The following is a 12,417-nucleotide window of genomic DNA, read 5'->3' as shown; positions in this document are numbered from 1 at the left end:
TCTCTCTTTTGGAAGCCCTTGGAGTATGACATGCCTGTTCGGTTCCGAAGGCACTGCCGTCGCGGCTTGTAGGAACTTTCCGGTTGTACGTTAAGCTATCAAGCGCCGGATCAGAGTTGCAGAATCAGCGTTTTCAGCGGCGGTTGATTGTCCTGAGACGGGAAGTCTGCAGCGGGACGCATCTCCTGGCAGTCGCGCACCGGACGCCCGGCCTTGGTGGCACAGCGCAGTACCTGCTCACGCCAGTCCTGCATGCTGACTTTCGCCAGATTGTTGCAGCAGATCAGCACGCCATCTTCTGCCGTGGTCAACAGCGCAGGTTTGAGCAGGCTTTGATAGTCGCGCAGCAGGTCAACGGTGCCGAACGCGCTCTTGGCCCAGGCGGGTGGATCAAGCAGGACCAGATCCTATTGGCGCTGTTGCAGTTTCACGTAGCTGGGCAATTGCTGGCTGCGGCGTGCGGCAATGGGCAGCCCGGCCAACTGGCGGATTGCCGGAAAATAATCCGACTGGATGAATTGCATCGGCGGCAGTTGCGGATTGAGCGCGCCATTCTCGCGACCCACCCCAGATTGCCTTCGGCGAAGTCCAGATTGCACACTTCACTCGCGCCACCGGCCGCAGCACTGAGGCCGACGCCGCAGGTGTAGGCGAACAAATTCAGCACGCTTTTCCCGGCGCTGTGCTGCTTGACCCAGCCGCGGGCGTTGCGCAGGTCGAGAAACAACAGCGGGTCCTGGCCTGCATGCCGGCCGCGGACCCGGTAATTGAGCCCCCATTCGTGGCCGACATGATCGGCCAGAGCCGCTTCTTCAGCCTTGTACACGGTGTCATGGCGATCCACGTGCGAGTTGCCTTGCGAGCGATCGTTATAGACCAGCAGGGTGTCCAGGCCCAGACGCGTGTTGGCCTGTTCATGCAGCGCCAGCAGGGCATCGCGATCCAGGCGGGTATGAAAGCTCTGCACCAGCAATTGCGGGCCGTAGCGGTCGATGGTCAGCCCGCTGGCGCCCTCCTGGCTGCCGTGAAACAGTCGATAGCAGTCCGTCCCCTGCCCATGCAATTGGTCAAGCAACGCCTGGCGATTATCGAGGGCGACGCTGAGCGCCTGATTCAAGGAAGACATGCTGAGCGCCTCGGGCTGGAATAAGGCGCGGGAGTTTACCAGTTACCGGACACCGGGGGTTTTTGGAGTCTGCCATGCGCTTGATCTCCTGCGTTGTCATACAGCGCCAATATTCCCCTGCTACGGTGCTTTTTTGCCTGTCAGCGAGGGGATAACCGTGAGCCAGTTCGATCTCAAGCGTCGCCGTGTCATCCAGGCCGTTGGAACGGTAGGTGCCGGTCTGCTGTTACCGGGTGTTGCGCCGGCGGTCATCGCCTCGGTGCAGGATCGTCCGAAGATGATGGATGGCGTGCAGTCCGGCGATGTGTTCGGCGACAAGGCGATCGTCTGGAGCCGAAGCGACCGGCCTTCGCGCATGGTCGTCGAGTGGGACACGCGCAGCATGTTCACCCAGCCACGCCGCGTGGTGTCGGCGCTGGCCGATCAGCGTAGCGACTTTACCGCGCGGGTCGAGTTGAGCGGGCTGCCGGTCGATCAGGCGATTTTCTACCGGGTGTCTTTCGAGGATGCGCAGAGCGGTGTCGTCAGTGAACCGTGGTTCGGCCATTTGCGCAGCACACCGCAGCAGCGCCGCGACATCCGCTTCGTCTGGAGCGGCGATACGGTCGGGCAGGGCTTTGGCATCAACCCCGATATTGGCGGCATGCGTATTTATGAAGCCATGCGTTTGCGCTTGCCGGACTTTTTTATCCACAGCGGTGACACCATCTACGCCGACAGCCCGGTGCCGGAGCAGCTCACCACGGAGGACGGGCGTATCTGGCGCAACATCACCACCGAGGCGAAGAGCAAGGTGGCGGAGACCCTTGACGAATACCGGGGCAATTACCGCTACAACCTGATGGATGAAAACCTGCGTCGCTTCAACGCCGAAGTACCGCAGATCTGGCAGTGGGATGATCACGAAGTCACCAACAACTGGTCGCCCAGCAAACAGCTCGATGATCGCTACAAGGTCAAGGACATCAGCCTGCTGTCCTCGCGTGCCCGCCAGGCTTATCTGGAATACGCGCCATTACGCTTGCAGGAAGCCGACAACGGCGGACGCATTTATCGCAAGATCCCTTACGGTCCGATGCTCGACGTCTTCGTCCTCGACATGCGCAGCTATCGCGCCGGCAACGATGCCAACCTGGCTGACAAACCGGGTCCGACCACTGCGTTTCTGGGCCGTGAGCAACTGGACTGGCTCAAGCGCGAGCTCAATGCGTCGCGCGCGCAGTGGAAAGTCATCGCGGCGGACATGCCCATCGGCCTAGGCGTTCCGGATGGTGAGGTCAGCCCCGGCGTACAACGTTGGGAGGCCATCGCCAACGGCAATGACGGGCCGGCGTCGGGGCGCGAGCTGGAGGTCGCCGAATTGCTGGCGTACCTGCGCGCGCAGAAGATTCGCGATTGTGTCTGGCTGACGGCCGACGTGCATTACTGCGCTGCGCATCATTACCAGCCGGATCTGGCCGTGTTTCAGGACTTCGACCCGTTTTGGGAGTTCGTCGCCGGGCCTTTGAATGCCGGTAGCTATGGTCCCAATGTGCTGGACAAGACCTTTGGCCCCGAGCTGGTGTTCCAGAAGGCGCCTCCTGCGCAGAACACCTCGCCATTTGCGGGTTTTCAGTTCTTTGGTGAAGTGAATATCGACGGACAGACCGGTGAGATGACCGTGACGCTGCGCGATCTCGACGGGGTCTCGGTCTTCGAGCGCAGGCTCCAGCCTGAGAAGGAAGTCAGCCGCATCGTCTGATAAACAACCGCTGTGGCGGGTTGATCAGGGCTTCGGAAATTCCGTGCAACATGCTTGTCGTCGGTGGCCTATCATGAGCTACCTAACGACGGGACCGGATGCGTTGCATGCTGGCTATTTTTCTCGAAACCCTGAACATCACCGCCCCGGTGTTTGCCATGCTGTTTCTGGGCGTGTTTCTCAGGCGTATCGGCGCGATCAATGATGGTTTCATCGTTGCGGCTTCCGGGCTGGTGTTCAACGTCACCATGCCTGCGCTGCTGTTTCTGGGCATTATTCACGCCGACCTGCGCACCGCATTGCAGCCCAAACTGCTGATTTTTTTCAGCGTTGCGACGCTCCTGAGTTTCGCGTTCGCCTGGGGATGGGCGATCTGGCGTTGCCCGCACGAAGAGCGCGGGATCTACGTCCAGGGCGCGTTTCGTGGCAATAACGGGGTCATCGGTCTGGCCCTGGCGGCCAGCATGTACGGGCCTGATGGCATTTCACTGGGCGCCATTCTCGCCGCGTTGGTCATCGTCTTTTACAACACGTTATCGACGGTGGTATTGGCGGTTTACAGCCCGGTGATCAAGTCCGACCCTTGGAGCATCTTCAAAAGCGTGCTGGCCAACCCGCTTATCATCAGTGTGATCATCGCCTCGCCCTTCGCTTACTTCGCCATCGGCTTGCCCAAATGGCTGGAAACCTCCGGCAGCTATCTTGCCCAGATGACCCTGCCGCTGGCACTGATCTGCATCGGTGGCACGCTGTCGCTGGCGTCGTTGCGCAAGAGTGGAAAACTGGCTGTCAGCGCCAGAGTCATGAAGATGGTCACGCTGCCAGTGCTGTGCACGCTGGCCGCCTGGCTGGCCGGTTTTCGCGGCGCTGAACTGGGGATTCTGTTCCTGTATTTCGGCAGCCCGACAGCGGCTGCCAGCTACATCATGGCGCGCACGGCCAACGGCAACTACGAGCTGGCCGCTGCGATCATCGTCATCACCACGCTGGCTGCCGCGGTCACGACCAACGTGGGGATTTTCATCCTGCAATGGGGCGGCTGGATCTAATCGGTTTTGACGTAGCTGTCGATCACTTCCTGCGCCGCACGAAACGCATCGATGGCCGCTGGCACGCCGGCGTACACCGCGCAGTGCAGCAGGGCTTCACGAATCTCCTCGACCGTGCAGCCATTTTTCAGTGCGCCACGAACGTGGCCCTTCAGTTCTTGCGGGCATTTCAGGGCGGTGAGGGCGGCCAGGGTGATCAGGCTGCGGGTTTTCAGCGGCAGACCTTCGCGACTCCAGACGCTGCCCCACGCGTGCTCATTGACGAAATCCTGCAGCGGCTGGCTGAAATCGGTGGCGTTCCCCAGCGCACGGTCGACGAAGACATCGCCCATCACCTGGCGACGGATCTGTTCGCCATCGCTGATCGTTTTGTCTGTCATGGCCTTGCTCCTTGTATCGATGCGGGTTGGAGGTCAGTGCTGGCGTCGCCAAGCGCGGATCGTGCCCCAGACAACCACGGCACCCAGCACAGGTAACACCAGCGTGAGCATTTTGCTTTCAAGCCGTTCGGCCAGCGCCATGCCGGTGCTGATCGACAGGATATGCAGCCCGTAGGTCAGGTACAACGACAGCAGAAACAGGCCTTCCAGACGGTCTATCCGGTATCCGGAATAGAACAGCGGCACGCACAACAGCGAGACGCCGAGCATGATCGGCAGGTCGAACACCAGCGCATTTGGCGAGATCGTCAGCGGCACCGGGGCGATCAGTGCGGTCAGCCCCAGTACGCCCAGCAGGTTGAACAGGTTGCTGCCGATGACGTTACCGACGGCAATATCGCGTTCACCACGGAACGCTGCGATCAGCGAGGTCATCAGTGCCGGCAATGATGTACCGATGGCAATGATGGTCAGGCCGACGATGCGCTCGGAAAGCCCCAGGTGGATGGCAATCACCACTGAAGCGTCGACCAGCAGGTGTCCGCCAGCGGTCAGCAGCAGCAAGCCCGTGGCAAGCATGAGCATGCGTGTGAAGGTACGAGGTTTTTCGGCTGTCTCGGCATGCCCGTGGCGCGGCGCATGACCACCCTGACGGATGATGATAATCAGGCAGGCCAGCAACCCGGCAAGCAGCAGTGCGCCGTCCAGTTTGCTGAATTCGCCGTTCCACGAAAGACCGATAGCCAGCAGGCAGGCACCGATCATCAACGGAATATCGATGTGCAGTACCTGACGGGCAACGCGTAGCGGAATGATCAGCGCGCAGAGGCCAAGGATCACCAGTACATTGAAAATGTTGCCGCCGATGACACTGCCCACGGCGATGTCGGTGTTATCGGCAAACGCGGCTTGCAGGCTGACTGCCATCTGCGGCGCACTGGTGCCCATCGCCACGACGGTCAGACCGACGATCAGTGGCCGGACCTTGAAAATCGCCGCCAGATGTACCGCTGCACGCACTGACAGTTCCGCCCCGATCAGCAGCAATAACAAGCCACTGAGCATTTGGATAAGCGCGGGGGCGGGCAGGGCCGATAGCTGGAGAATACGAGTGTCCTTGTCGGAGGTGATCTGAGGTTGGGGTTAATCCAGGGCCTGCACGCGGACTGGCGCTGTCCCGCTGCGCAGCATACCCAGTTGTTCGGCCGCTTCGCGAGAGACATCGATCAGACGGCCGCGCGTGTGAGGGCCGCGATCGTTGACGCGTACGACTACCGACCTGTCGTTGTCCAGGTTGGTGACCTTGACGCGCGTGCCGAAAGGCAGTTGTCGGTGCGCAGCGGTCAGCGCATTCTGATTGAACGGTTCGCCGCTGGCAGTGCGGTTGCCATGATGGCGGGCGCCGTAATAGGCGGCGGTGCCGGTCTCGTCGTAACCATGGGGGTCGATGATGTGATTGGCGCACCCTGCCAGTAAGGTCAGCAGGCTGCAGGCAAAAATAAGGCGGCGCATGGGGTGGGTTCCTGAGTGCCGGAGTAGTTGTGGTTGAAGCTCGTGCCAATCCTCCATGCTGGCATGCATTTCGTGACGTTCCGCGTACTCAACAGCGGACGCAGAGCGTCCGGAACTGCATTCCCACGCGGAGCGCTCAGCGTTATACATAAGTCATGAAGAGCCCAGAAGGCGGGGTCTTTGACCGCGATCGCGATGTGAATAAAGATCTCCGTGGGAGTGAGCATGCTCACGAAGACCTTGGTCCAAACGCCCTGTCTCTAGAGGCTGTACCGGCCTATTCGCGAGTAAGCTCGCTCCCACAAGACTCGTGTATAACGCTGATCGCATAGCATGGGAACGTGAGTGACGAGGATCAGCCCTCCAGCTTGGTCTTCAGCAGTTCGTTGACCTGCTGCGGGTTGGCTTTGCCTTTGGAAGCTTTCATCGCCTGACCAACGAAGAAACCGAACATCTTGCCGCGCTTGGCTTCATCGGCGGCGCGATATTGTTCGACCTGCTCCGCGTTGGCTGCCAGCACCTCGTCGAGCATCGATTCAATGGCGCCGCTGTCGGTGACCTGCTTCAGGCCGCGCTTTTCGATGATTTCATCGGCGCTGCCTTCACCATTGGCCATCGCCTCGAAGACCATTTTCGCGATCTTGCCGGAAATGGTGTTGTCGGTGATGCGCTTGAGCATGCCGCCCAACTGCTCGGCACTGACCGGCGACTGGTCGATCTCCAGGCCCTGCTTGTTGAGCAGGCTGCCCAGCTCGACCATGACCCAGTTGGCTGCCAGTTTGGCGTCACCACTGATGCTCACCACCTGTTCGAAGTAGTCAGCCTGCTCGCGGCTCGAAGCCAGCACGCTGGCGTCGTAGGTCGAGAGGCCGAACTGGCTCTGGAAGCGTTCGCGTTTCTGTGGTGGCAGCTCCGGCAAGGTGGCGCGGGTTTCTTCGAGGAAAGAATCCTCGATGATCACCGGCAACAGATCCGGGTCGGGGAAGTAACGGTAGTCGTTGGCTTCCTCCTTGCTGCGCATGGCGCGGGTTTCGTTGGTGTTCGGGTCATACAGGCGCGTTTGCTGGATAACCTTGCCACCGTCTTCGATCAGATCGATCTGGCGCTGAATCTCGCTGTTGATCGCCTTTTCGATAAAGCGGAACGAGTTGACGTTCTTGATCTCGCAGCGCGTGCCGAACTCGACCTGGCCCTTCGGACGAATCGATACGTTGCAGTCGCAGCGCAGCGAACCTTCGGCCATGTTGCCATCACAGATGCCCAGGTAGCGCACGATCGCGTGGATGGCCTTGACGTAAGCCACGGCTTCCTTGGCGCTGCGCATGTCCGGCTCGGAAACGATCTCCAGCAGCGGCGTGCCAGCACGGTTCAGGTCGATACCGGTCATGCCCTGGAAGTCTTCGTGCAGGCTCTTGCCTGCATCCTCTTCCAGGTGCGCACGGGTGATGCCGATGCGCTTGACCGTGCCGTCTTCAAGGGGGATGTCCAGGTGGCCCTTGCCGACAATCGGCAGCTCCATCTGGCTGATCTGATAGCCCTTGGGCAAGTCCGGGTAGAAGTAGTTCTTGCGGGCGAACACGTTGTGCTGGCCGATTTCGGCGTTGACGGCCAGGCCGAACTTGACGGCCATGCGCACGGCTTCCTTGTTCAGCACCGGCAATACGCCAGGCATGCCCAGATCGACGAGGCTGGCCTGCGTGTTGGGCTCGGAGCCGAACGTGGTCGCGCTACCGGAAAAAATCTTTGATTGGGTCGAAAGCTGGGTATGAATCTCCAGCCCGATGACGACTTCCCATTGCATGTGTTTCTCCTCAGAAGCCTTCAGGTGCGCGAGTGTGCCAGTCGGTGACTTGCTGATACTGATGCGCCACATTCAAGAGACGGCCTTCCTGGAAATACGGAGCGAGCAGCTGCACGCCGACCGGTAGACCGTCGACGAAGCCTGCAGGCATGGACAAGCCGGGCAGGCCCGCCAGGTTGGCGGTGATGGTGTAGAAGTCTTCCAGGTATTCGGCAATCGGATCGTTGGTCTTGGCGCCGATCTTCCAGGCCGGGTTGGGCGTGGTCGGGCCGAGAATCACGTCGACATCGGCGAACGCGCTCATGAAGTCGTTCTTGATCAGGCGACGGATTTTCTGCGCCTGCAGGTAATAGGCGTCGTAGTAACCCGCCGACAGCGCGTAGGCGCCGACCATGATGCGTCGCTGGACTTCCGGGCCGAAGCCTTCGGCGCGCGAGCGCTTGTACAGGTCGGTCAGGTCTTTCGGGTCTTCGCAGCGGTAGCCGAAACGCACACCGTCGAAGCGCGACAGGTTGGACGAGGCTTCAGCCGGGGCGATGACGTAGTAGGCCGGGATCGCGTGCTGAAGGTTCGGCAGGCTGATTTCCTTGACTATCGCGCCGAGCTTTTCCAGCTCCTTGACGCTTTCATGCACCAGCTGCGCGATGCGCGGGTCCAGACCTGCGCTGAAATACTCTTTCGGCACACCGATACGCAGGCCCTTGAGCGAGGTATTGAGGCTGGCGGAGTAGTCCGGAACCGGCTCGTCGATACTGGTCGAGTCCTGCGGATCGAAACCGGCCATGCCTTGCAGCAGCAGTGCGCAGTCTTCGGCCGTGCGTGCCATCGGGCCGGCCTGATCAAGACTGGACGCGTAGGCAATCATGCCCCAGCGCGATACACGGCCGTAGGTCGGCTTGAGGCCCGTGAGGTTGGTCAGTGCCGCAGGCTGGCGAATCGAGCCGCCCGTGTCGGTGCCGGTCGCGGCGGGCAACAGGCGTGCAGCGACAGCGGCTGCCGAACCACCCGAAGAACCGCCAGGAACGCATTCCAGGTTCCACGGGTTTTTCACCGCGCCGTAATGGCTGGATTCGTTGGCCGAACCCATGGCGAATTCGTCCATGTTGGTCTTGCCCAGTGTCACAGTACCGGCCGATGCCAGACGCGAAACAACCGTGGCGTCGTACGGTGCCTTGAAATTGTCGAGCATCAGCGAGCCGCAACTGGTGCGGGTGCCCTGGGTGCAGAACAGGTCCTTGTGCGCCAGCGGAGCGCCGAGCAGCGGGCCGTTTTCACCAGCGGCGCGGCGCGCGTCTGCCGCCTGCGCCTGGGTGATGGCCAGGTCTTCAGTAAGGCTGATGAAGCTGTTGAGCTGCGGGTCGAGCGTCGCGATGCGCGACAGCAGAACGCGAGTCAGCTCTTCGGAAGAAAACTTTTTATCGGCGAGTCCGCGAGCGATCTCGGCCAGAGTCATTTGATGCATGCAGGCGCTTTCCCTTACTCGATGACTTTCGGAACCAGATAGAGGCCGTCTTGGACCGCTGGTGCGATGGCTTGGTAAGTGTCACGACGATTTCGCTCGGTGACGGCGTCTTCGCGCAGGCGCTGGGTGGCTTCCAGCGGGTGAGCCAGCGGCTCGATGCCAGTGGTGTCGACTGCTTGCATCTGATCGACCAGCCCAAGAATGCTGTTAAGTGCTTCGGTGGTACGCGGGATATCGGCGTCATTGAGACCCAGTCGGGCCAGATGAGCGATCTTTTCCACGTCGGAGCGTTCAAGCGCCATGGGGTATCTCCAGTGGAATGCTTATGGATTTGCTTTGTTGCCAATTGCGGAACACTATCGCGTTATTACTGTCTCAAGCCGCTAACGTCGAGGGTGGTGTTCGGAAAACCGCCAATTTAGCATATTGGCTCCTTGCCCAAAATCCCTGTCGTTGTTAGAGTTTGCCGCACTTTTTTTACCACGCGTTCCCTAGGGTCCCTTTCCCATGTTCAAGAAACTGCGTGGCATGTTTTCCAGTGATCTATCCATCGACCTGGGCACTGCCAACACCCTTATTTACGTGCGTGAGCGCGGTATCGTTCTGAATGAACCCTCTGTCGTTGCCATTCGTACTCACGGCAACCAGAAGAGTGTCGTGGCCGTCGGTACCGAAGCCAAGCGCATGCTGGGCCGTACTCCAGGCAACATCGCAGCCATTCGTCCAATGAAAGACGGCGTTATCGCCGACTTCAGCGTCTGCGAAAAAATGTTGCAGTACTTCATCAACAAGGTTCATGAAAACAGCTTTCTGCAGCCCAGCCCTCGTGTGCTGATCTGCGTTCCGTGCAAATCCACCCAGGTTGAGCGTCGCGCGATTCGCGAGTCGGCCCTGGGTGCAGGCGCACGCGAAGTCTTCCTTATCGAAGAGCCGATGGCCGCAGCAATCGGTGCCGGTCTGCCGGTGGAAGAAGCTCGCGGCTCGATGGTTGTCGACATCGGCGGCGGCACCACAGAAATCGCCCTGATTTCCCTGAACGGTGTGGTGTATGCCGAATCCGTACGGGTCGGCGGTGACCGTTTCGACGAAGCGATCATCACCTATGTGCGCCGCAACTACGGCAGCCTGATCGGCGAATCCACTGCCGAGCGCATCAAGCAGGAAATCGGTACTGCCTATCCGGGCGGTGAAGTGCGTGAAGTCGACGTCCGTGGCCGTAACCTGGCTGAAGGCGTTCCGCGTGCGTTCACGCTGAACTCCAACGAAGTGCTCGAAGCACTGCAGGAGTCGCTGGCGACCATCGTTCAGGCGGTCAAGAGCGCTCTGGAGCAATCGCCTCCGGAACTGGCCTCGGACATCGCCGAGCGTGGTCTGGTCCTGACCGGTGGTGGTGCGCTGCTGCGTGATCTGGACAAGTTGCTGGCGCAGGAAACCGGTCTGCCGGTCATCGTTGCCGAAGATCCGCTGACCTGTGTAGCGCGTGGCGGTGGCCGTGCGCTGGAAATGATGGATAAGCACACCATGGATCTGCTCTCCAGCGAATAATTCGCCGGGGTGCCTTTCACGGAGTCTTTTGTATACAGGTAGCGGATATGCTACCTGTATGCTTCAGGCTGACGCCGAAACAGGGTGCCTATCTCTTTCATTTGTCCGGGCCGGTTACATACCGCATGAATAATTGCCAATCGAAGTTCGATCCAACGATCGCATGCCCCGGAGGAGCGGCCCATTAAACCGCTTTTCTCAAAAGGCCCTTCGCTGGGCGTACGTCTGCTGGTGCTCGCCGTTCTGTCGGTTGCGTTGATGGTTGTCGACGCCCGCTTTACGATCCTCAAGCCCGTGCGCAGCCAGATGTCGATGGTGCTCATGCAGTCCTACTGGATCGTCGACCTGCCACAGCGTCTGTATCAAGGCGTCGCCAGTCAGTTCGGCAGCCGCACAGAGCTGATCGCCGAAAACGAAAAACTCAAGACCGAAGCCCTGCTCCTGCAAGGTCGCCTGCAAAAGCTGGCGGCACTGACCGAGCAGAATGTCCGGCTGCGTGAGTTGCTGAACTCCTCGGCGCTGGTCAACGAAAAGGTCGAGGTCGCCGAGCTGATCGGCATGGACCCGAACCCCTTCACCCATCGCATCATCATCAACAAGGGCGAACGCGACGGCGTGGTGCTCGGTCAGCCTGTGCTCGATGCACGCGGCCTGATGGGGCAGGTGGTCGAGTTGATGCCCTATACCTCACGCGTCTTGTTGCTGACCGACACCACCCACAGCATCCCGGTGCAGGTCAACCGCAACGGTCTGCGTGCCATCGCCAGCGGCACCGGTAATCCGGAGCGTCTGGAGCTTCGGCATGTGGCGGACACCGCAGACATCAAGGAAGGCGACCTGCTGGTTAGCTCGGGCCTTGGCCAGCGATTCCCGGCCGGCTACCCGGTGGCAACGGTCAAGGAAGTGATTCACGACTCCGGCCAGCCGTTCGCGATCGTTCGAGCAGTGCCCACCGCTGCGTTGAATCGCAGTCGCTATCTGTTGCTGGTGTTCTCTGACGGCCGCTCGCCGGAAGAGCGCGCTGCCGATGCGGCGCAAGCGCAGGAATCCCTCGACAAGGGCATCGAGCCTTCCGTGATGGCGACGTTGCCTCCGCCGACACCCGCCTTCCCGATGTGGCCACAGGCGGTCGTTCCGGTCTTTCCGGGCAGTACGCTGACGCACAAGCCGGCGGCGCAATCGACAACTCCTGCACCGGCGGCAACGCCTGCGACACCGGCAAGACCTGCCTCCCGGCCTGCGGCGTCACAGCCGCCTGCCTCAAGACCTTCCACCGCTCGGGAGCCTATCGATGGTTAGTCATGTTTCCGGGCGCAATGGCTGGGTGGTCTGGCTGACGTTTGCGATCGGTCTGTTGCTGAGCGTTTCGCCGCTGCCGCAATTCATGGAAATTTTCCGCCCGCTGTGGCTGGCCCTGCTGTTGACCTTCTGGGTTCTGGCGCTGCCGCACAAATACGGTATGACCACCGCGTGGATACTGGGCCTGATGGAGGATGTGCTGTACGGCACACTGCTCGGCCAGAATGCCCTGATCCTCAGCCTGATTACCTTTTTGGTGATGTCCCTGCAGCAGCGCCTGCGCATGTTTCCCATGTGGCAACAGTGCCTGGTGCTGTTGGTAGTATTCGGTCTGGCGCAGCTTGCGCAACTCTGGCTGAGCGCATTGACCGGCAACCGTCAGCCTACGCTGGCGCTGGTGCTGCCCGCGTTGGTCAGCGCTCTGTTGTGGCCCTGGATCAGTTATGGCCTGCGTGGATTGCGCAAACGTTTGAAAATCAATTAAGCGCAAGGTGAGCGCGAC

Annotated in this window: 11 protein-coding genes and 1 pseudogene; 5 read left to right on the top strand and 7 right to left on the bottom strand. The window is 60.4% G+C overall.

Features of this window, described 5'->3' with window-relative positions; genetic code table 11:
• Nucleotides 1-110: 110 nt before the first annotated feature.
• A pseudogene (locus PCPL58_RS23070) lies at nt 111-1,126 on the bottom strand (class I SAM-dependent rRNA methyltransferase).
• A 157-nt stretch (nt 1,127-1,283) separates the two neighbouring features.
• Between PCPL58_RS23070 and PCPL58_RS23065 the strand changes: the two are divergent.
• Together PCPL58_RS23065 and PCPL58_RS23060 are read left to right on the top strand one after the other, a co-directional pair.
• The gene (locus PCPL58_RS23065) at nt 1,284-2,867 is read left to right on the top strand and encodes an alkaline phosphatase D family protein (protein ID WP_003364116.1); all 1,584 of its coding nucleotides are present in this window, start codon (nt 1,284-1,286) and stop codon (nt 2,865-2,867) included.
• 107 nt (nt 2,868-2,974) lie between these two features.
• Nucleotides 2,975-3,916, top strand: coding sequence for an AEC family transporter (locus tag PCPL58_RS23060; RefSeq protein WP_065350526.1), 942 nt, complete (start codon nt 2,975-2,977; stop codon nt 3,914-3,916).
• On the opposite strand, the gene PCPL58_RS23055 is transcribed toward PCPL58_RS23060, so the two are convergent.
• The 6 genes from PCPL58_RS23055 to gatC all read right to left on the bottom strand — a co-directional run bounded on the left by PCPL58_RS23055 (nt 3,913) and on the right by gatC (nt 9,373).
• Entirely contained in the window at nt 3,913-4,296 is a 384-nt protein-coding gene (locus PCPL58_RS23055) for a carboxymuconolactone decarboxylase family protein (protein ID WP_065350525.1), read from the bottom strand. The two genes, PCPL58_RS23060 and PCPL58_RS23055, sit on opposite strands and share 4 nt — an antisense overlap.
• A 33-nt stretch (nt 4,297-4,329) precedes the next feature.
• Nucleotides 4,330-5,361: a calcium/sodium antiporter gene (locus PCPL58_RS23050; RefSeq protein WP_003431514.1), complete on the bottom strand. Its 1,032-nt coding sequence runs from the start codon at nt 5,359-5,361 to the stop codon at nt 4,330-4,332.
• Between the two features lie 78 nt (nt 5,362-5,439).
• Nucleotides 5,440-5,808 carry a septal ring lytic transglycosylase RlpA family protein gene (locus PCPL58_RS23045; protein ID WP_003307318.1) on the bottom strand — a complete coding sequence of 123 codons (369 nt, stop codon included), beginning with the start codon at nt 5,806-5,808 and terminating at the stop codon, nt 5,440-5,442.
• A 355-nt stretch (nt 5,809-6,163) separates the two neighbouring features.
• Nucleotides 6,164-7,609 carry an Asp-tRNA(Asn)/Glu-tRNA(Gln) amidotransferase subunit GatB gene (gatB, locus tag PCPL58_RS23040; protein ID WP_058398014.1) on the bottom strand — a complete coding sequence of 482 codons (1,446 nt, stop codon included), beginning with the start codon at nt 7,607-7,609 and terminating at the stop codon, nt 6,164-6,166.
• A 10-nt stretch (nt 7,610-7,619) separates the two neighbouring features.
• On the bottom strand, nt 7,620-9,071 hold the full coding sequence (gene gatA, locus PCPL58_RS23035) for an Asp-tRNA(Asn)/Glu-tRNA(Gln) amidotransferase subunit GatA (RefSeq protein ID WP_065350524.1): 1,452 nt from the start codon (nt 9,069-9,071) through the stop codon (nt 7,620-7,622).
• 14 nt (nt 9,072-9,085) lie between these two features.
• Nucleotides 9,086-9,373: an Asp-tRNA(Asn)/Glu-tRNA(Gln) amidotransferase subunit GatC gene (gene gatC / locus PCPL58_RS23030; protein WP_002555109.1), complete on the bottom strand. Its 288-nt coding sequence runs from the start codon at nt 9,371-9,373 to the stop codon at nt 9,086-9,088.
• 205 nt (nt 9,374-9,578) lie between these two features.
• Between gatC and mreB the strand changes: the two genes are divergently transcribed.
• The 3 genes from mreB (at nt 9,579) to mreD (ending at nt 12,399) form a co-directional block, all read left to right on the top strand.
• Nucleotides 9,579-10,616 (top strand): rod shape-determining protein MreB, encoded by a 1,038-nt coding sequence (gene mreB / locus PCPL58_RS23025; protein ID WP_002555108.1) that lies wholly within the window; start codon nt 9,579-9,581, stop codon nt 10,614-10,616.
• A gap of 231 nt (nt 10,617-10,847) precedes the next feature.
• A complete protein-coding gene (gene mreC, locus PCPL58_RS23020) occupies nt 10,848-11,915 on the top strand; it encodes a rod shape-determining protein MreC (protein WP_024663093.1) in 1,068 nt (355 codons plus the stop codon).
• A complete protein-coding gene (mreD, locus tag PCPL58_RS23015; RefSeq protein WP_003364106.1) occupies nt 11,908-12,399 on the top strand; it encodes a rod shape-determining protein MreD in 492 nt (163 codons plus the stop codon). Before mreC ends, mreD begins: the two co-directional genes overlap by 8 nt.
• Nucleotides 12,400-12,417 lie beyond the last annotated feature (18 nt).

The sequence above is a fragment of the Pseudomonas cerasi genome (genome assembly GCF_900074915.1).
Classification (GTDB): domain Bacteria; phylum Pseudomonadota; class Gammaproteobacteria; order Pseudomonadales; family Pseudomonadaceae; genus Aquipseudomonas; species Aquipseudomonas cerasi.
This window is presented reverse-complemented; position numbering and strand designations above follow the sequence as displayed.

Coding starts and splice junctions, on each gene's coding strand:
- PCPL58_RS23050 (WP_003431514.1), bottom strand. CDS start 5,361: ATGCTCAGTGGCTTGTTATTGCTGCTGATCGGGGCGGAACTGTCAGTG.
- gatB (WP_058398014.1), bottom strand. CDS start 7,609: ATGCAATGGGAAGTCGTCATCGGGCTGGAGATTCATACCCAGCTTTCG.
- mreB (WP_002555108.1), top strand. CDS start 9,579: ATGTTCAAGAAACTGCGTGGCATGTTTTCCAGTGATCTATCCATCGAC.
- gatA (WP_065350524.1), bottom strand. CDS start 9,071: ATGCATCAAATGACTCTGGCCGAGATCGCTCGCGGACTCGCCGATAAA.
- gatC (WP_002555109.1), bottom strand. CDS start 9,373: ATGGCGCTTGAACGCTCCGACGTGGAAAAGATCGCTCATCTGGCCCGA.
- mreD (WP_003364106.1), top strand. CDS start 11,908: ATGGTTAGTCATGTTTCCGGGCGCAATGGCTGGGTGGTCTGGCTGACG.
- PCPL58_RS23060 (WP_065350526.1), top strand. CDS start 2,975: ATGCTGGCTATTTTTCTCGAAACCCTGAACATCACCGCCCCGGTGTTT.
- PCPL58_RS23055 (WP_065350525.1), bottom strand. CDS start 4,296: ATGACAGACAAAACGATCAGCGATGGCGAACAGATCCGTCGCCAGGTG.
- PCPL58_RS23045 (WP_003307318.1), bottom strand. CDS start 5,808: ATGCGCCGCCTTATTTTTGCCTGCAGCCTGCTGACCTTACTGGCAGGG.